Source organism: Andreprevotia lacus DSM 23236 (genome assembly GCF_900176275.1).
Classification (GTDB): Bacteria; Pseudomonadota; Gammaproteobacteria; order Burkholderiales; family Chitinibacteraceae; genus Andreprevotia; species Andreprevotia lacus.
In genome coordinates this window covers 13,379-31,638 of record NZ_FWXD01000020.1, presented here as the reverse complement: position 1 = coordinate 31,638, position 18,260 = coordinate 13,379, and the positions used below count along the sequence as shown (strand labels likewise).

The following is an 18,260-nucleotide window of genomic DNA, read 5'->3' as shown; positions in this document are numbered from 1 at the left end:
GTGCTGCGCCCCGTTTGCGGCGGTACCGCCGTACCTGCGGTCAGTTTGCATTGTTTTTACGGGGAAAAATGGCGCTGTCAGGTTAAAATGGTCGGCTATTTTGCTTTTGCCCCACACGCCCATGACCGCCACCACGCGCCAAGCCCAAATCCAAGCCCTGCTGAACGACCGCATCCTGATCCTGGATGGCGGCATGGGCACGATGATTCAGCAATACACGCTGGACGAAGCGGCCTACCGTGGCGAGCGTTTTGCCGACTGGCATTGCGACGTAAAGGGCAACAACGACCTGCTGGTACTCACCCAGCCCGACATCATCGGCGCCATCCACCAGCAATACCTCGATGCCGGCGCCGACATCATCGAGACCAACAGCTTCAACGGCACTTCCATCGCCATGGCCGACTACGAGATGGAAAGCCTGGTGTGGGAGCTGAACTACGCGTCTGCCAAGCTGGTGAAGGACCTGTGCGTGGCGCAAACGGCCAAAACGCCGCACAAGCCGCGTTTCTGCGCCGGCGTACTCGGCCCCACCAACCGCACCTGCTCGATCAGCCCGGACGTGAACGACCCCGGCTATCGCAATGTGACGTTTGACGAGCTGGTCACCAGCTATCTGGAGGCCATCGACGGTCTGGTAAAGGGCGGCGCCGATCTGCTGCTGGTCGAAACCATTTTCGACACGTTGAACGCCAAGGCGGCGGTGTTTGCCATCCACACCTACTTTGATCAGCACCCGGAAACCGAGCGGCTGCCCATCATGGTGTCCGGCACCATTACCGACCAGTCCGGCCGTACCCTCACCGGCCAGACCACCGAGGCGTTCTACAACTCGCTGCACCATGCCGACGCGATCTCGTTTGGCCTGAACTGCGCGCTGGGGCCGGACCTGCTGCGCCCGTATGTGGAAGAAATGTCGCGCATTTCCGATACCTATGTGTCGGTGCATGCCAATGCCGGCTTGCCCAATGCCTTTGGCGGCTATGATCTTGGCCCGGAAGAAATGGCCGACAACGTGCGCGAGTGGGCGCAATCGGGCCTGATCAACATCGTTGGTGGCTGCTGCGGTACCACGCCGGCGCATATCGCTGCCATCTACCAGGCGGTAAAAGACGTTGCACCGCGCCCGCTGCCGCAGATCGAGGCCAAGTGCCGCCTCTCCGGCCTGGAGCCGTTCAACATTGGCGACAGCGATCTGTTCGTCAACGTCGGCGAGCGTACCAACGTCACCGGCTCCAAGGCATTTGCGCGGCTGATCCTGAACGGCGATTACCCGGCCGCGCTGGAAGTGGCGCGCCAGCAGGTGGAAGCCGGCGCGCAGGTGATCGACATCAATATGGACGAGGGCATGCTGGATGCCCACAAGGCCATGGTGACGTTCCTGAATCTGGTGGCGGCCGAGCCGGATATCTCGCGCGTGCCCATCATGATCGACTCGTCCAAGTGGGACGTAATCGAGGCTGGCCTCAAGTGCGTGCAGGGCAAGTGCATCGTCAACTCGATCTCGATGAAAGAGGGCGTCGATCAGTTCATTCACCACGCCAGGCTGCTGCGCCGCTATGGCGCGGCGGTGATCGTGATGGCCTTCGACGAAGTGGGCCAGGCTGATACCTTTGCGCGCAAGGTCGAGATTTGCGAAAAGAGCTACCGCATCCTGGTCGATGAAGTGGGCTTCCCGCCGGAAGACATCATTTTCGACCCCAATATCTTCGCCGTCGCCACCGGCATTGAAGAGCACGCGCGCTACGGCCTCGACTTCATCGAAGCCACCGGCTGGATCAAGCAGAACCTGCCGCACGCCAAGATTTCCGGCGGCGTATCCAACGTATCGTTCTCGTTCCGTGGCAACAACAAGGTGCGCGAGGCCATCCACGCCGTATTCCTCTACCACGCCATCCAGCAGGGCATGACGATGGGCATCGTCAACGCCGGTGCGCTGGAAGTGTACGAGGAAGTACCGCAAACGCTGCGCGACGCGATCGAAGATGTCGTGTTGATGAAGAACCAGACCAGCGACCCGCTGGCCGCCACCGAAGCGCTGATTGCGCTGGCCGAATCGTTCAAGGGCGACGCCAACGCCGCCAAGGGCGAAGACCTGAGCTGGCGCAACGGCACCTTGCAAGAGCGCATTACCCACGCACTGGTGAAGGGCATCACTACCTTCATCGTCGAAGATACCGAGGAAGCCCGTTTGGCGGCAGAACGCCCCATCCACGTGATCGAAGGCCCGCTGATGACCGGCATGAACCACGTGGGCGACCTGTTCGGCGCCGGCAAGATGTTTTTGCCGCAGGTGGTGAAATCCGCCCGCGTAATGAAGGCGGCGGTGGCCCACCTCGAACCCTTCATCGAGGAAGAAAAAATCCGCATGGGCCTCGCCGATGCGCCGGCCAAGGGCAAGATCGTGATGGCCACGGTGAAGGGCGACGTGCACGACATCGGCAAGAACATCGTCGGGGTGGTGCTCCGCTGCAACAACTACCAGGTGACCGATCTGGGCGTGATGGTGCCGGCGCAGAAGATCCTCGATACCGCCAAAGAAATCGGCGCGGACATCATCGGTCTGAGTGGCCTGATCACGCCGTCGCTGGAAGAAATGGCCCATATGGGCAAGGAAATGGAGCGGCAGGGCTTTGATATCCCGCTGCTGATCGGCGGCGCCACCACCAGCAAGGTGCACACTGCGGTCAAGATCGAGCCCAATTACCCGAGCGGCCACGTGATCTACGTGCCGGACGCCAGCCGCGCCGTCGGCGTGTGCTCCAACCTGCTGTCGGACGAACTCAAGCCTGCTTTCGTCGGCAAGGTGCGCGACGAATACGCCAATATCCGCCACATCCACGCCAACAAGGACCGCAGCAAGTTCCTGCCGCTGGCCGATGCGCGCGCCAATGGTTTCAAGTTCAACTGGGCCAGCTACACTCCGCCCAAACCCAAGCAACTGGGCGTGTTCAAGTTTGAAAACGTGCCGCTGGAAGCCATCGAGCCCTATATCGACTGGAGCCCGTTCTTCAACGCGTGGGAGCTGTTCGGCAAGTACCCCAAGATTCTGCAGGACGAAGTAGTGGGCGAATCGGCCCGCGCGCTGTTTGCCGATGCACAAAAGATGCTGCGTGAACTGGTGGCCGGCAACTGGATTTCCGCCAATGGCGTGGTCGGCCTGTTCCCGGCTGCCAGCGTGGATGACGACATCGAAATCTACGACCCGGTCAGCGGTAACAAGCTGATGAGCTGGCACAACCTGCGCCAGCAAAACATCAAGGCCGCCGGCAAACCCAACTGGTGCCTGGCCGACTTCGTGGCCCCCAAGGACAGCGGCGTGCAGGACTATATCGGCGCGTTTGCCGTCACCGGCGGCATCGGCATCGACCCGCATGTAAAAGCCTTTGAAGACGCCAACGACGACTACAGCGCCATCATGGTCAAGGCGCTGGCCGACCGCTTTGCCGAAGGCTTTGCCGAATACATGCACGAAAAGGTGCGCAAGGAGCTGTGGGGCTACGCCGCCGACGAACAGCTCAGCGTGGACGAGCTGACCGACGAGCAATACAGCGGCATCCGCCCGGCCCCGGGCTACCCGGCCTGCCCGGACCATACCGCCAAGACCGGCCTGTTCGAAATCCTCGACGCCAACAGCATCGGCATGACGCTGACCGAAGGCTACGCCATGCTGCCGACGGCAGCGGTGAGCGGCTTCTACTTCAGCCACCCGCAGTCGCAATACTTTGCGGTGGGCAAGATCGACAAGGATCAGGTGGAAAGCTACGCGCAGCGCCGTGGGGTGACGGTGGAGCAGGCAGAGCGCGATCTGGCGCCGAATCTGGGCTACAACGCCTGATCAAGCGGCGGTGCGCAGTCACCGCCGGTTGCCTGGAAGTCTTGCGCTTCTTTGCAACAATTTTTGTGTTTGTTTTGTATTTGCTTTCTGCGTGAGAAATAATTCGGCCCTCACTTTATCTGGATGAATGGGTCATGCGCGCAATTGCACTCGCGGTACTGCTGCTTGCCGGGGCAGCACAGGCAGAAATCGGTCTTGGTCAGGAGCTGATTGGCAGCACCCAGGCGCAGGTGTCGGCCAAGGTCGGCAAACTTGGCGCACTCGAAGAATCGATGTATCAGGGCGCGTTTGAGGCACCGGTCAGCTATTTCCAGAAGACCTTGCCGCCGCAGCTGGCGGCGGACAAGATCAACGGCGCGTATGTCTATTTCGACAAGCAAGGCAAGCTGTGGGGCTACAAGCTCGAGTTTGCCTCGCGTCGTGGCGATGACGTTTACAAGACCTACTACGGCAGCCACGGCTACTTTACCCAGGCGGGCTATCCACTCGACAGCAAGCAGGGCAGCATTTACCCCGCGCCCACCGGCCGCGCGAACGTCAAGGAGTGCGGGAATTTTGATGTGGCCTCGGCCAAGCGCGCCTTTGGCAGCAAGGCATGGAATGCCTTCCTGAAGCGGGTACCGAGCATGCCGGAAGGCGACCGCACCGGCTGGGAAATCCTCTGTGGTTCCCACTCCTATCTGCAGCATGTGTTTGGCAAAGCGGGCAAGCCGCAATACGCGCTGAGCCTGGAAGTGGCGGTTGATGACTACAGCGACGCGGTTGGCCGTATCGTGAACGGCGAAGCGCCGGCTGCCCACCTGGCGTTGTTTGTCGCGGCAACCTCCAGCGCGCAAGCGACTGTTGAAGCAGCGCAACAGGCGCACGCCAAATAAACCGGCGGGCAGGGCTGCCAATGTGCAACTCGCCCGGGGTAAATCGCCGATCGGGCCAGGCAGGGCATCCATGATTTCATCGGGGCTCGACCTGCTTCCTGCTAGATTGCGATATGGGCCCTGTTTGGTGCATCAAGGTCAGCAATGTGCAATGAAGCTCGAGCCTCAAGCCCGCCATGCTGGCTGTAGCCCTGATTCCGCCACCGGGCCGGTGGTGGTACCGGCTTACCAGGCGTGAGCTACGCCATGTTGCCCACGGTAGCAGTGAGCGGCACCTATTTCAGCCACCCGCAGTACTTTGCGGCGTGCAAGATCGACAAGGAGCAGGTGTAAAGCTACGCGCAGCGCCGTGGGGTGAGCATGGAGCGGGTAGAGCGCGATTTGGCACCCAACTTGGGGTACAACGATTGAGTTTATTTGCCCTCTGTTGCAAATGAACAGTACCAAGGGCCTGGCACTGCCGAGTCCTAAACAGTTTGGGAGCGTGCGGTAATGGCGTTTCTTTGTTGAATCCACGCACCTGTTGCAGCGAGAGACCTTGCTGTTTTCTGAAAGTGGTACGATTGACATCTATTGGGCGTACTTCCAAAAACCAATTTCTCAATTCGGCCGATTGTATAGTAAACCGATTTAGGCCTTTAGAGTTCCACATAATTAGGCTTTTGGAAGTGCTCTTTGGGAGATGCGCGCAAAGAGTCGTATTGAATATCGATGAATGAGAGTTAGTTGTATGCCTAGATTTCTTGTGCGGACTATCTCTCCGTACCGTTTGGAAAAATATTTAGATGACTGCCGTTTTTTAGCTGAACGTCCCAGTGGTCATTATGCATTTTATCCCAGCACCATGAGCGCCCTGTTCGATCCACATATCCGTTGTCGGCTGAAGATCTTTGTGGACTTCCAGATTTATCCCAGTTTTTGGGGGGGGTAAATGGATTGGGGCCATCGGCTGGCAGCTCTATCGGATATATGAGATATATTGGGTATTTAATTTTTTTTAAATTTTCTTTGTCTTTTGGGAACCCGTGAATTAGTAACCCATTCCCACATTTTGGGTTTTCGGGGCAAGGGTTTGTTGCATATATGCTAAAAAGCGACTTCCCAAGAATTTTCGTTGAATCGGTATCAAGTTGTGAAATTAAATCCTTGAAGTGATTGTGTATATTTGTATCTGATATTTGGTCGCAAATATCTTCCGGGGGGGCTCCTCCGGTAAGAAGGTTTGTGCATTTTTGCAAAGGAACAATGATCCCGTTGTACCAGTCATTCAAATATGATCGAATATTCTCTTCTTGAGCATCCCAAGGAGCTTTTTCTGTTATTTCTCCAAGAATTTCTCTTGAGAAAACAAGAGAAATTCCAGCTTCTTCGCATGCCTCAATAAGCTCTAGTATTGGGAATAATTGAGTTTCTTCAAAATTTTGCGCGGATTTTTTGTTTGAAAGTGCATTTGTCATTAATTCTTTAGGGCACAGTGTTATTGCTGCCATTTTTACTCCTCCGCACTTTTGTTCTTTTCTGGCTTTGCGCGTGATGCTGCTCTCGCCTTAATGATACTTCTGGCCGATTTTTCCGACTCATCCAAGAATCCATTTGGCCATGCTGGAAATGCACCTTCCGCATCGATTTTAAATTGATTTGTCTTTGTTTTTGCCCCTTCGTTTTCGATAAATACGATATTAATTTTTTCTGCCAGTTCAGGGTTCTCAATTACGCGAAGACGAAGCCTGTTGATGAAGTCTTGGCTATGCGTTTCAATTAGAAATTTTCTATTGTCTTGAATGAGGCCGAGAAATAAATCTGCCAAATTTGCGCAGCTTGAAGGATGCAAATGAATCTCGGGTTGTTCAATTAGTATTAAATTGTCTTTCCCGTGCGTGAGCCCGGCTAGAATTGTTGGCAACACTTGCGAATAGCCAAAGCCAACATCTGCAATTGTGACGCTCTTTCCTGGGCTTGGTATTTCTACCATGATCTGATAGATCAACTTACCTGATTTTGCAGGACGAACCTTCTGGGTGAGCCCGACACATGAAATGCACTCGTTTACTGCATCTTGCAGTGAATATTGAGCGCCTCTCCATAAAACTTGCATTTTCCTGTTTGCCCAGAAGTAATGCGCGGCATTGCTTCCATCTTCAAGTATCTCTGAAACGTTTTCTGAGTAATGAACATAGGCCCTTTGTGGTGTTGCTCGTGTTGGGCTTAAGTATTTGATATTTTGAATTGTATTCGCTAATTCATTTATAGGATCATATAGGTCACTTAGTATTGAGAACGGGGCTACAATCGTGTCTCTACGGTCAGAGTCTGGCGGGTTGTGAAATGTAATTGTTTCTGGGATAAAATTTTTGTACACAATTTCATGGTTTTTATCCCTAAATAGATTGATAAAATCACTCTTTTTTAGTCTTTCTTTTACTTGGTCTCTATTTTGCAGATTTAGTGATCTCTCACCTGGTATTTTTATTTCGAAAGAATCTATTTTGGGTAGGTATGTTTCGTTGATGATTTCGTTTTTGAATTTTATTGAAATTGTTGTTTCTTTTTTGCCTTTTCCTTGGCTTTTGAATTCGTAGGCTATTTTTGCCTGCTTGGCAGTTGGCATGCCATATGCAAGTTCGCGAATGTTTGAGTATTTAAGATAGCGTCCCTCTAAGTTCAGTGCTTGCTGTTTGCTATTACTTTCCAGTGTTTGCTTTAGCAGCAAAAGGCTTTGGATAATCGAGGATTTTCCCGAGCTGTTCTTTCCCATTAAAATAGTTAATGAAGAAATATTTATTGCATCTAGTTTGTCGAAGGCTTTGAATTTTTTAAGGCCGATGCTCGTTATCATTTGCGTGGGGTCTGAATTTTGAGTGAATTATATTTTGCAGAGAATGATCTTCATCAACTCGATCTGCAGGGGTACGGTTCGAGCAGTGATTGCCCTTGACTCGCAAGCTAGCTCTTATAGTCCCATGAAAGCACATCAGTGTAGTTTTTTCTACTCTTGTCTGACGACATCCTTTTTTACAGCTTGTCATTTCCCAACCACTTGCTTATCAAGAGTACTCATTCCACCGCATGAGCACCCACAATGAGCAACACACCCGCACCCAACAGCACCTTTGCCAACCCCGTCGTGTTCGTCATCCCTACCGGTCCGGGCGGGGTGGGTACTGACCATACCGATGTCACCTTGTGGTATGTCACCGGCAACGGCCAGCCGGCGTCGATTCTGGATGCCAAGACCGGTGCGCTGACCGGCAGCGCGGTGTGTGTCGAGGCCAAGATGCATATCCGCGGCATGGCCACGGCATCACTCCCCAAGAAGCAGTTCTCGGTCAAGCTCAAGCATGAGCCGGCCAGCGGCAATTTTCTGGGTATGCCGGGCAAGGGCAAGCACTGGGTGTTCAATGATTGTGGCGCGATGGATTTCACGCTGGTGCGCAACCCGCTTACCTTCAGCGCGCAGAGCCAGCTCAAGCAGTACGCGCCGGCGTGGTGCTATTTCGAGCTGTTCCTGTGCGATCACACTGCCGATGTGACTACGGCGGCGGGCATGCAGGCGATTCTGGCCAACGATTATCATGGCCTGTATCTGAACCTGGACAAGGTGCGCTTTCAGACTTACCGCATCGATCTGCCCTACGATGGCGACAACATCACCGGCGATTACGCCATCCTGCAGCTCAATCAGCTGGAATCGAAGTACTACGCCTTCCCCGGCCCCAATCTCACGCTGACCGCCAATGTGCAGGTGTACGAGCCGGAGCAGGCCGACATCAGCAGCAGCAGTGATCCGGCCGCGATTACCACCTTGCTGGACAACTGGTATAACGGCTCGGGCGCCAACTGGGGCGGGGCGTTTGCCGCCATTTACGACAGCTACAACAGCGCGCCGCTCACCGTGCCCGAATCCAGCTGGCAAACGGTGCGCCCGTATACCGATTACCAGTCCTTCGCGGTGTATTTCCTGCTCAATGAAATCGCCCGCGATGAAGATGGCTACCACAAGAGCACCTTCATGGTGAAAAACCAGAACACGTGCCAGGCCGGCCCGCTGTGGGACAAGAACAAGTCCTACGGCAACGTGGCTAGCCTGGGTACCAGCTCGCCGTATCCGTCGCCGGATGGCTGGCTGTTCGAGATCACCGGCCAGTGCCCGGTGTGGTGGGTGGTGCTGCCGTGGGATCAGCAGTTCTGCCAGACGGTGTGGGATCTGTGGCAACAGCACAGCGCAAAGGGCGGCGTGCTGACGGCAGACTGGTATACCGATTTTGTGACCACGCAGGTGGCGGCCATTACCAGCTCGGGTGCGCTGGCGCGTGATTGTGCACGCTGGCCCAGTGCCTATAACCAGCCCATTGCCAACTACACGGCAGAGGTTACCCAGCTCACCAGCTATCTGCAGGCGCGCCTGACCTGGATCGGCGCCAATCTGGCGGCCATGCTCAAGGCGCAATCGGGCTTTGTGCCGACGCCGGCCCCGTCGCCGACGCCCGCACCATCGCCGTCAGCGGCCTGAACGACCGCGAGCAAGCTGCCCGGCCCAGCCGGGCAGCCACAGGCGCTGTTGCCTGCTGTGAGGTCGCGCGCAGGTTATAAGGAAATCATTCAAATTTCATTCCGCGATTGCCATCCTGCTGTTAGATTGCTTGCCAGCTTACCCGCTGCGCAGAATTCAACTCAGGAGGTCGTCATGAAGTTCGAGTCCCAAGCCATCCACGCCGGCTACAGCCCGGATCCCACCACCAAGTCGGTGGCGGTGCCGATCTACCAGACCGTGAGCTACGCCTTTGACGATACGCAGCACGGCGCGGATCTGTTCGACTTGAAAGTGGCGGGCAATATCTACACCCGCATCATGAACCCTACCAACGACGTGCTGGAAAAGCGCGTGGCCGCGCTGGAAGGCGGCATTGCCGGCCTGGCGCTGGCATCGGGCCAGGCGGCGATCACCTATTCGATCCTGACCATTGCCGAGGCGGGCGACAACATCATCGCTACCCCCACCCTGTATGGCGGCACCTACAACCTGTTTGCGCACACGCTGCCGCAGTACGGCATCGAAGTGCGCTTTGTCGATTACCGCGACCCGGAATCGCTAAGCCAGCTGGTCGATGCGCGCACCAAGGCGGTGTTTGTGGAATCCATCGGCAACCCGCTGGGCAATGTGGTCGATTTCGGCGCGTTTGCCGATGTGGCGCACCGCAACGGCCTGCCGCTGATCGTCGACAACACCGTACCGTCGCCGTACCTCACCCGGCCGATCGAGCACGGCGCCGACATCGTGGTGCATTCGCTCACCAAATACATTGGCGGCCACGGCAACAGCGTGGGCGGCATCATCGTCGATTCGGGCAAGTTTCCATGGGCCGAGCACAAGGCGCGCTTCCGCCGTCTGAACGAGCCGGACGTGAGCTACCACGGTGTGGTGTATACCGAGGCCCTCGGCCCGGCCGCCTATATCGGCCGTGCGCGCGTGGTGCCGCTGCGCAATACCGGCGCGGCGCTCAGCCCGTTCAACGCCTTCCTGATTCTGCAGGGGCTAGAAACGCTGGCGCTGCGCCTTGAGCGCCACAGCGAAAACGCACTGAAAGTGGCGCAATACCTGCAAGGCCACCGCGCGGTGGAATGGGTGAACTACGCCGGCCTGCCGGGACATGAATCCAAGCCGCTGATCGACAAATACTTCGGCGGCAAGGCATCGGGTCTGCTGACCTTTGGCGTGAAGGGCGGCCGCGAGGCCGGCGCGCGCTTCCAGGATGCGCTCAAGCTCATCACCCGCTTGGTGAACATTGGCGATGCCAAGAGCCTGGCATGCCACCCGGCCAGCACCACGCACCGCCAGCTCTCGCCGGAAGAACTGAAGAAAGCCGGCGTGACCGAAGAAACCGTGCGCCTGTCGATCGGCATCGAGCATATCGACGATATCCTGGCCGATATCGAGCAGGCATTGGCTGCAGCCGGCTGATTGCCGCATCATTCCCATCGCCGGGGGCATATTCCCCGGCTGTGGGATGGCAGCCAGAGGGAGCAATCGAACAGGCATGCGAGCGGGCTGGATCAGTATTGCAGTGCTGGCACTGGCGGGTGGTTTGCTGGTGAAGATCATGCTGCCTGTGGTGCAGGAGGATGCGCAGCGCAAGCTGGCACAGCTCGGCCGGCGCGGCAGCGATGCACAGATCGTGCTGCTGGATGCCTGGTACCGCCAGCACGGCCGCTGGCCCGCTACGCTGGCGCAAGCCGGTGGCAGCGCCGAACTCTATGAACCCGAATACGACGCGCATGCCCAGCTGGCGTGGGATGCCGGCAAGGCCGAGCTGACCCTGCCGGTAGGCAAGGGCCAACTGCGCCGCCATGCCACTTTATCCGCATCCGGCATCCCGCAATGGGATTGCCACGCCAGCGGCCTGCTGCCGCAAGCGCAACGCTGGCATCTGGATTGCACCTTGCAGTGAGTGTGGCAGCAAAGTCCCGGGGACGGATGCTTTGCTGCCCAGCTTCGTCGCATCCATGTCCGCATTCTGTATGCGCCAAAGCAGGCGCCACTGACGAGCGTCAGCGAGGCGCCCTCGCGGTGGCGAGGGTGTGGGGTCAATCAGGCCGGGCCGTGGTTTCAATCGCCACAAAAGACAAGAACCCGGCTGGGCCGGGTTCCTGATGTCGGTCGGTTTGCAGCAATGGTGCTCGGGCCAGCAAGGCCTTAGCAGCCGCCATCCTTGGTGCCGTTGAAGGTGCCGCCCGCGGTGGTGCCATAGAAGACCCAGCTGCCGTAGGTCGAGCAGCTGGTGCTGGTGTTGATCGACCCGCTGAAGTTGGCGCTACCCGCGATGCCGGTTGCAGCGGTTACACTGAGCTGGCCCGACGGCGAGATTTGACCGTATGCGGCGTAGCTGCCGCCGTATTTGCCCGAATACACATTGCCGGAAACGCGACCATAAGCGTCCACCTGAACAAGGAAGGTGCCGTAGTCCTGGCCGCTGTAGTTACCGCGGTAGGTACCCGGTATCTTGGCAGATACGCCATTGGCGCGCGCGCGGCATTCCTGGCCAGCCGCCAGCCCGCCAAACGAGAAGCGCTGGATTTGCGTGGTGGGCATATTGCTCAGGTGCACACTACCCACACACGGGTCGCTGAAATCAATGTCGAACTGCGTGCCGTCTATGACCTGGGTGGGGGCTTTGTAGCTGCTGCTCAGCGTCTGCCCGTTGTAGTAAGTCTCGAAGTTGGCGCGCATTGCGCCGGTGCTCAGGCCACCCTGAACGATATTCCAGGTGGGCGAGCCATCGCTGGCGTAGTGGAACATGGCCAGGAAAACCTTGCCGTTCTGCACTTCAATGGCGTAGCCACGGCCGCCTTCTTGCGGGTTCCAGTACCAGCCAACTTCGGGCTGCGATGCATTTGCGCCCACGCTGATGCCGTTGAAGTCATAGCGCGTGGCCTGCATGGTGCGTGCCGGCAGATAAACGGTGGCATTGTTGCCGCTGCCAAAGTCGATGCGCACATTGCCCACCGTGCTGGCCGTCGGCGTGCGATACGTTGTCGAGTTTGCCGGCTGGCCATTGCGGAATTGCTGCAAGGTGCCCTGGAACGTGCTGATGCTGCCATTGGTGGCGATGGTACCGCTGGCCACATACCAGACCGGCTTGCCACTATCGTCATACAGGAAGAAACCGGCAAAGCCCGAGCTGCCCTGGGTTTCGAACATGAAGCCGGTACCGCCTTCGCTGGGGTTCCAATACCAGCCGGTGGTCGCCGCAGCCAGCGCAGGGCCGGCCAGCAGACTGGCCAGCAGGCCGGCTGTAGCAATATATTTTTTCATCAGGTGTCTCCGGGCAAGGCTGGCATTCGAAATGGTCAGCGCATCGTAATATTGTGCTGGATGATAAACAAGGTTGCCGGGTCACCTTAACAAGCGCGCGTGCGCGCCCCGCCGGCCGCGTTCAATAGCAGCTACCGCCATCCTTGCCGCCGCTGAACGTGCCGCCGCGACCGCCCGCACTAGTCCAGGTGCCGACCAGTGTGCAATTGTTCATCAGCCTGATGGTGCCGTTGAAGCTTGCTGTGCCGGCGGGCCCCAATGTGGTGGTGAGGTTGAGTTTGCCATCGGGCAGGCTGGTGCCGCTGGTGCTCCAGGTGCCTCCTGTCCTGCTCGATTGCATGGTGCCGTTGACGCGCCCGTAGCTGTCGAGCACGAGCGTGAATGATCCGCTGTCCTGGCCGCTGTAATAGCCGCGGTAGGTGCCTGGCAACCCGATGGCGTTCGGCGTGTTGCGTGCCCGGCATTCAGCACCGGCCGGCATGCCGGCGAACGAAAAGCGCTGGATGGACGTGGCCGGCATGTCGCTGCGATGCACGATGCCCAGGCACGGGTCGTTGAATGCGATATCGAACTGGGTGCCATCGTTGACCTGAGCGGGCAAGCGGTAAGTGCCTGTCAACGTCTGGCCGTTGGAATAAGTTTCGAAGTTGGCGCGTAGCGAGCCACTGCTGAGGTCGCCCTGCGCGATGTTCCAGGTGGGCGAGCCATCTTTGGCGTAATGAAACATGGCCATGAACACCTTGTTGTCCTGCACCTCGATGGCATAGCCACGGCCGCCCTCCTGCGGGTTCCAGTACCAGCCGGTTTCGGGCTGTACATTGCTGGGGCCTTTGCTGCTGCCGCTAAAATTGAAGCGGGTGGCTTTCAGGGTGCGCGTGGGCAGATAAACCGTTGCGGTGTCATTGGCATCGAAATCGATGCGCACGCTGCTTACCGTACTGGCCGTGGGGGTGCGATAGACGGTTGAATCGGCAGGCTGGCCGTTGCGGTATTGCAGCAGTGTGCCCTGGAACGTGGCTGTACCGAGCGTGCGCACCAGCGGCCCCGTTGCTACATACCAGACCGGCTTGCCGCTGTCGTCGAAGACGAAGAAGGCCACAAAGGCGACGTGCGCCTGCCCTTCAAACATGAAGCCGGTACCGCCTTCGCGCTGGTTCCAGTACCAGCCATCCGGCGCATCGGCCAGGGCGTGGCCGGCGAGCAGGCAGGCCAGCAGGCCGAACAGGGCAAGATATCTTTTCATTGGTGTGTTCAAGTGGCGCTTGTGCTTCAAAAAGTCAGCATATCGTAATCAGGCGTTGGAAAATGGACAAGGTGCAGGAATCCCTGATTTGTAGTGCACCGCCGGACGTTACAGACCGCTTGCAATGGCAGGCGCCGCCAATGAAGCATGGGAAAATGCAACATCAATCCACGACGAACTTGCCGGAATTGCCTGTACACTGATATCTTCTGAAAGTTTTAAGAAATTCATAGGGCGGCTGGCATGCCACAAGCAAGCCGTGTCGCTATCACGTCGAATGAAAGGACTGGCAGATGAGTAAAGTGATTGGCGCCATTGCGGCGGTCGTGGTGCTGGGTGCAGGCGGTTTTGCCGGTGCAACCTGGTATACCGGGCAACAAGTGGATGGCAAGCTCGATTCGGTTGCCGCGCAGCTCAAGGGCTATGAGCTGATCAAGGTGAGCAAGCGCGATTTCCAGAAGGGCTTCTGGACCTCGACCGAAACCGTCACCTACCGTTTTGGCTGTGACGCTGCGGCTGCCGAGGGCAAGTTCCTGCCCGCTGGCGCCGAGATCACCGTGCGCAACGTGGTGCGTCACAACCCGTTTGCAGCCGGCATCGACACCGAATTCGTCTACAGCGCCGAGGCCAAGGCAGAGCTGGACAAGGTATTCAAGGGCAAGGCCCCGCTCAGCATTCACACCACCATCCCGCTCAGCGGCGATATCACCACCAGCTTCAGCAGCCCTGAAGCGACCTATACCGAGGCCGGCAAGGGTGACTTCACCTGGAAGGGCATCAACGGCTCGGTGCAATATGATCGTGATCTGAACAAGGTCAAGAGCAAGGTGACTTTCGCCGGTTTCGAGATCAAGGACAAGGACAAGGGGGCGATGCAGTTCGCCGCCGTTGATCTTGAAAGCGATCAAACCCGCGCCGCAGAGGGTGTCTATCTGGGCAAGCAAACCATGACCTGGGCGGGCGTCAACGCCAAGTTCACGGACAGCAATGGCGAGCCGCTTGATTTCTCGCTGGGCAAGTCCGTGCTGACCAGCAGCAGCCAGTTGAAGGACGGCCTGATCGAAGCAGGCGTCAACGTGGCGGCGAACGATCTGGTGGTCAAGGGCAAGCCGGTTGGCGCGCTGACGGTGGATTATGGTTTCAACCGTATCGACCCGGCTGCGCTCAAGAGCTACAACGACCTCACGCTGAAGGAAGGCCTGTTGCAGTGCAAATTCGATCATCAAGCCGATGAAGCCAAGCTCAAGAGCCTGGTGATCGCCCTGCTCAAGCATGATCCGGCGATCAAGCTGGCGTTCAAGCTCAAGACCCCGGCTGGTGAAGGCAGCTATCAGATTGACCTGGCCGGCAAGGGCATCCAGGAAGCCGATCTGGCGGTGCCGAACCCGATGGCGCTGCTGCCCAAGCTGGATGCCGCCGTGGTGGTGAACCTGCCGCGCGCCGTGGTGGAAAAGCTGATCGACGACTTTGTGCCGGCTGAAGAGGCTGAAATGCAGAAAGCCACGTTTGCTGCCGGTCTGGAGCAAGGTGTGGCGCGTGGCCTGATCGAGCCGGACGAAAAAGTGATCAAGGCCAAGCTGGCACTCAAGGGCGGCAAGTTCGAGATCAACGGCAAAGAGAAGACGATGGAACAGCTGATGATGGGCGAGTAATCGCCATCAAGCGCTGAGCGCCGGTTTGCAAACCGGCGCCCCAAAGAAAAGGGCTGTGGATTCCACAGCCCTTTTTCATTTTCGCCAGCGACTACCCCTGACGAGCGTCAGCGAGGCGCCCTCGCAGTGGCGAGGGCGGGGTGAGTGGGATAAAACCAGCGAGTGCCGCTGTTTCACCATCCACACATCATCAGAACCCGGCCGGGCCGGGTTCTTGATGCCGCTTGTTCATCCACTCCGGCTTGAGCAGGCAGCCGGCACTTGCACGCCAGCGACTACCCCTGACGAGCGTCAGCCAGGCTCCCTCGCGGTGGCGAGGGCGGGGTGAGTGGGATAAAACCAGCGAGTGCCGCTGTTTCACCATCCACACATCGTCAGAACCCGGCCGGGCCGGGTTCTTGATGCCGCCTGTTCATCCACTGCGGCTTGAGCAGGCAGCCGGCACTTGCACGCCAGCTACCTACCCCTGACGAGCGTCAGCAAGGCTCCCTCGCGGTGGCGAGGGCGGGGGGGAGTGGGATAAAACCAGCGAGTGCCGCTGTTTCACCATCCACACATCGTCAGAACCCGGCCGGGCCGGGTTCTTGATGCCGCCGCCTGTTCATCCACTCCGGTTTGAACAAGCGGCAGGCACTCACGCAGCCAGCGTCGGATAGTCGGTATAACCCTTTTCGCTGCCGCCGTAGAAGGTAGCCTGATCCGGCGTATTGAGCGCCGCACCCCGGGCAAAGCGCGCCACCAGGTCAGGGTTGGCGATGAAGGGGCGGCCGAAGGCGATGGCATCGGCGGTGCCGGCAGCCACCAGCGCTTCTGCTTTCTCTGCCGTGTAGTTGCCGCAGAAAATCAATGCGCCGCTGAACGCCTGACGCAGCGCGGTGCGGAATTCACCGGTCAGCAGCGGGCCGCCGGCCCAGTCCGGTTCGGCAACGTGCAGATAGGCCACTTTGCGCTGGCTGAACTGCATGGCCAGATACAGCGCCATGGCTTCCGATTCGGTATCGACGATATCGTGATAAACAAAGTTGGGCGACAGGCGCACGCCTACCTTGTGTGCACCGATTTCGGCGGCAACGGCATCGATGATTTCCAGCAGCAGGCGGGCACGGTTTTCCAGGCTGCCGCCATAGGCATCGGTACGCACATTGCTGCCGGTGGCCAGGAACTGGTGCAGCAGATAGCCGTTGGCCGAGTGGATTTCAACGAAATCAAAGCCGGCACGCACCGCACGCTGCGCAGCGGCCACATAGTCGGCAACAATGCCCGGCAGCTCGGCGGTTTCGAGCGCGCGCGGGGTTTCGCAATCGACATTGCCGGCGGTGCCATCTGCTTGCACGGTAAAGGTGTGCGAGCTGCTGGCGCGGATGGCCGACGGCGCCACCGGGGCCTGACCGTTTTCCTGCAGGTGGTGGTTGGAGATGCGGCCGACGTGCCACAGCTGCAGCGCAATCGCGCCACCGGCGTGGTGCACTTCGCTGACCACGTGTTTCCAGCCGGCTTCCTGCGCATCGGTGTGGATGCCCGGGGTGAACGAATAGCCCTGGCCTTGCTGCGAAATCTGCGTGGCCTCGCTCACGATCAGGCCGGCGCTGGCGCGCTGGCGGTAGTATTGGGCGTTAAGCTCGGTGGGGATGTTGCCGGGCTGGCCGGCGCGGGTGCGGGTGAGCGGGGCCATGAAAACGCGGTTGGCCAGTTCGAGATTGCCCACGCGTACGGGGGTCAGCAGTTTATCCAGTGCCATTTCCTGATGCTCCTTGATTAGACCGGTCGTCTATATTTGCTGCACAAAAAAACAGCCGCTTGGGCTGGGTTACTGGGGCTGCGGTTTGCGCAAACCCAAATTCAAAGGAACAAGCCGCCAACAAAACCCAGTGCAACGGTGCTGGCAAGACGCGCGAAGCGCAGACAGTACAAGCCGTACGGCAAGCGAGGGCAACGCAGCCCAGCAGGGTTTTGTTGGGGGCGACTATTGGCCGCGGGCGCGGCGCGCGGTGATGCTCTCGCCGGCTATGCCCCAGTTGTCGGTATCCACTTCGTCTATCACCACCACGGTGGTGGCCGGGTTCTTGTTCAGCACCCGCTGCAGCAGCTCGGTCACGCCAGCGATCAGCTCGGCTTTTTGCTCGGCGTTGGCGCCTTCGCGGGTGATCTTGATGTTCACATAGGGCATCAGTTGCTCCGTGGGTCGAGCAGCGCGGCGGTGGCCAGCCGTGCTGCGGCATAGGGTTGCGTGCTGTGCTGCACCTTGCTGGCCAGGGCTGCGCCCAGCCAGAGCTGGTACAGCGCGGCCGCCAGCTGGCCGGCATCGCCGCCCTGCGGCACCGAGCCATCGGCGCGGCCGATCAGGATGAAGGCAGCCAGTCTTTCCACCGCCTGCGCCATGCCGCGCTGCAGGGTGGTGCGCATGTCGGCCGACAGGTCACAGACTTCGCCGCTGAGCTTGACGGCCAGGCAGCGCGAAGTGGCCAGTTCGCCTTCCTCGCCATGCGGCTGCCATGCGTCAAAATAGGCATCCAGCTTGGCGCGGCCGTTGAATTCACGGTTGGCCAGCAGCCGGTCTACCTCGGCCAGGTAATCATCGAAGTAACGCTGCAGCAGCGCCACGCCATAGCCTTCCTTCGATTCGAAATAGTGATAGAACGAGCCCTTGGGCACGCCGGCCGTGCTCAATATCTCGGTCAGCCCCACGGCGGCAAAGCCCTTGCCGAGCATGATGGCCGCGCCGGTGGCGAGCAGATGGTCACGAGTGTCTTGGGTGCGCTTGTTCATGGTGATTCCAGCATAAAACAAAACTAGACCAGTCGTCTAGTATCTGCGATAGTGTTGATGAAATATCAACATACCG

At 58.5% G+C, this 18,260-nt stretch carries 14 protein-coding genes; 7 read left to right on the top strand and 7 right to left on the bottom strand.

The annotated features are described in order from the left end of the window. The first annotated feature begins 121 nt into the window (after nt 1-121). From metH to B9A19_RS22200, 3 genes are all read left to right on the top strand, one after another. Entirely contained in the window at nt 122-3,838 is a 3,717-nt protein-coding gene (gene metH, locus B9A19_RS15460) for a methionine synthase (RefSeq protein ID WP_084091839.1), read from the top strand. 134 nt (nt 3,839-3,972) lie between these two features. After that, nucleotides 3,973-4,713 (top strand): hypothetical protein, encoded by a 741-nt coding sequence (locus B9A19_RS15455; protein WP_084091837.1) that lies wholly within the window; start codon nt 3,973-3,975, stop codon nt 4,711-4,713. Between the two features lie 234 nt (nt 4,714-4,947). Further along, on the top strand, nt 4,948-5,046 hold the full coding sequence (locus B9A19_RS22200) for a vitamin B12 dependent-methionine synthase activation domain-containing protein (RefSeq protein ID WP_139798889.1): 99 nt from the start codon (nt 4,948-4,950) through the stop codon (nt 5,044-5,046). Between the two features lie 419 nt (nt 5,047-5,465). Here the strand turns inward: B9A19_RS22200 and B9A19_RS22195 are convergent, their stop codons facing one another. Both B9A19_RS22195 and B9A19_RS15450 read right to left on the bottom strand, forming a co-directional pair. Beyond that, complete coding sequence (locus B9A19_RS22195) at nt 5,466-6,203, bottom strand: polymorphic toxin type 37 domain-containing protein (RefSeq protein ID WP_139798888.1); 738 nt, start codon at nt 6,201-6,203, stop codon at nt 5,466-5,468. A gap of 2 nt (nt 6,204-6,205) precedes the next feature. Continuing rightward, nucleotides 6,206-7,549 (bottom strand): AAA family ATPase, encoded by a 1,344-nt coding sequence (locus tag B9A19_RS15450; RefSeq protein WP_084091833.1) that lies wholly within the window; start codon nt 7,547-7,549, stop codon nt 6,206-6,208. A gap of 243 nt (nt 7,550-7,792) precedes the next feature. On the opposite strand from B9A19_RS15450, the gene B9A19_RS15445 reads away from it, so the two are divergent. The 3 genes from B9A19_RS15445 (at nt 7,793) to B9A19_RS15435 (ending at nt 11,159) form a co-directional block, all read left to right on the top strand. Beyond that, nucleotides 7,793-9,223, top strand: a complete 1,431-nt coding sequence (locus tag B9A19_RS15445) for a CotH kinase family protein (protein WP_084091820.1) — start codon at nt 7,793-7,795, stop codon at nt 9,221-9,223. Between the two features lie 174 nt (nt 9,224-9,397). Then, nucleotides 9,398-10,672 (top strand): O-acetylhomoserine aminocarboxypropyltransferase/cysteine synthase family protein, encoded by a 1,275-nt coding sequence (locus B9A19_RS15440; RefSeq protein WP_084091818.1) that lies wholly within the window; start codon nt 9,398-9,400, stop codon nt 10,670-10,672. 76 nt (nt 10,673-10,748) lie between these two features. Then, nucleotides 10,749-11,159 carry a hypothetical protein gene (locus B9A19_RS15435; protein ID WP_084091816.1) on the top strand — a complete coding sequence of 137 codons (411 nt, stop codon included), beginning with the start codon at nt 10,749-10,751 and terminating at the stop codon, nt 11,157-11,159. 245 nt (nt 11,160-11,404) lie between these two features. Here B9A19_RS15435 and B9A19_RS15430 read toward each other — a convergent pair whose 3' ends face one another. Both B9A19_RS15430 and B9A19_RS15425 read right to left on the bottom strand, forming a co-directional pair. Further along, on the bottom strand, nt 11,405-12,523 hold the full coding sequence (locus B9A19_RS15430; RefSeq protein ID WP_084091813.1) for a hypothetical protein: 1,119 nt from the start codon (nt 12,521-12,523) through the stop codon (nt 11,405-11,407). A 121-nt stretch (nt 12,524-12,644) separates the two neighbouring features. Then, nucleotides 12,645-13,766, bottom strand: a complete 1,122-nt coding sequence (locus tag B9A19_RS15425) for a hypothetical protein (RefSeq protein WP_084091811.1) — start codon at nt 13,764-13,766, stop codon at nt 12,645-12,647. A 293-nt stretch (nt 13,767-14,059) separates the two neighbouring features. On the opposite strand from B9A19_RS15425, the gene B9A19_RS15420 reads away from it, so the two are divergent. Further along, complete coding sequence (locus tag B9A19_RS15420) at nt 14,060-15,418, top strand: YdgA family protein (protein WP_084091809.1); 1,359 nt, start codon at nt 14,060-14,062, stop codon at nt 15,416-15,418. 634 nt (nt 15,419-16,052) lie between these two features. Here the strand turns inward: B9A19_RS15420 and B9A19_RS15415 are convergent. The 3 genes from B9A19_RS15415 to B9A19_RS15405 all read right to left on the bottom strand — a co-directional run bounded on the left by B9A19_RS15415 (nt 16,053) and on the right by B9A19_RS15405 (nt 18,184). Next, entirely contained in the window at nt 16,053-17,156 is a 1,104-nt protein-coding gene (locus tag B9A19_RS15415) for an alkene reductase (protein WP_084091807.1), read from the bottom strand. 225 nt (nt 17,157-17,381) lie between these two features. Next, nucleotides 17,382-17,585: a 2-hydroxymuconate tautomerase family protein gene (locus B9A19_RS15410; RefSeq protein ID WP_084091805.1), complete on the bottom strand. Its 204-nt coding sequence runs from the start codon at nt 17,583-17,585 to the stop codon at nt 17,382-17,384. Continuing rightward, nucleotides 17,585-18,184, bottom strand: a complete 600-nt coding sequence (locus B9A19_RS15405) for a TetR/AcrR family transcriptional regulator (protein ID WP_084091802.1) — start codon at nt 18,182-18,184, stop codon at nt 17,585-17,587. Before B9A19_RS15405 ends, B9A19_RS15410 begins: the two co-directional genes overlap by 1 nt. Between the last annotated feature and the right edge of the window lie 76 nt (nt 18,185-18,260).

What these genes read in the sequence shown, in the direction of transcription:
- B9A19_RS22195 (WP_139798888.1), bottom strand. Translation starts at nt 6,203, where the DNA reads ATGGCAGCAATAACACTGTGCCCTAAAGAATTAATGACAAATGCACTT.
- B9A19_RS15430 (WP_084091813.1), bottom strand. Translation starts at nt 12,523, where the DNA reads ATGAAAAAATATATTGCTACAGCCGGCCTGCTGGCCAGTCTGCTGGCC.
- B9A19_RS15415 (WP_084091807.1), bottom strand. Translation starts at nt 17,156, where the DNA reads ATGGCACTGGATAAACTGCTGACCCCCGTACGCGTGGGCAATCTCGAA.
- B9A19_RS15440 (WP_084091818.1), top strand. Translation starts at nt 9,398, where the DNA reads ATGAAGTTCGAGTCCCAAGCCATCCACGCCGGCTACAGCCCGGATCCC.
- B9A19_RS15405 (WP_084091802.1), bottom strand. Translation starts at nt 18,184, where the DNA reads ATGAACAAGCGCACCCAAGACACTCGTGACCATCTGCTCGCCACCGGC.
- B9A19_RS15445 (WP_084091820.1), top strand. Translation starts at nt 7,793, where the DNA reads ATGAGCAACACACCCGCACCCAACAGCACCTTTGCCAACCCCGTCGTG.
- B9A19_RS15410 (WP_084091805.1), bottom strand. Translation starts at nt 17,585, where the DNA reads ATGCCCTATGTGAACATCAAGATCACCCGCGAAGGCGCCAACGCCGAG.
- B9A19_RS15420 (WP_084091809.1), top strand. Translation starts at nt 14,060, where the DNA reads ATGAGTAAAGTGATTGGCGCCATTGCGGCGGTCGTGGTGCTGGGTGCA.
- B9A19_RS15455 (WP_084091837.1), top strand. Translation starts at nt 3,973, where the DNA reads ATGCGCGCAATTGCACTCGCGGTACTGCTGCTTGCCGGGGCAGCACAG.
- metH (WP_084091839.1), top strand. Translation starts at nt 122, where the DNA reads ATGACCGCCACCACGCGCCAAGCCCAAATCCAAGCCCTGCTGAACGAC.
- B9A19_RS15425 (WP_084091811.1), bottom strand. Translation starts at nt 13,766, where the DNA reads ATGAAAAGATATCTTGCCCTGTTCGGCCTGCTGGCCTGCCTGCTCGCC.
- B9A19_RS15435 (WP_084091816.1), top strand. Translation starts at nt 10,749, where the DNA reads ATGCGAGCGGGCTGGATCAGTATTGCAGTGCTGGCACTGGCGGGTGGT.
- B9A19_RS15450 (WP_084091833.1), bottom strand. Translation starts at nt 7,549, where the DNA reads ATGATAACGAGCATCGGCCTTAAAAAATTCAAAGCCTTCGACAAACTA.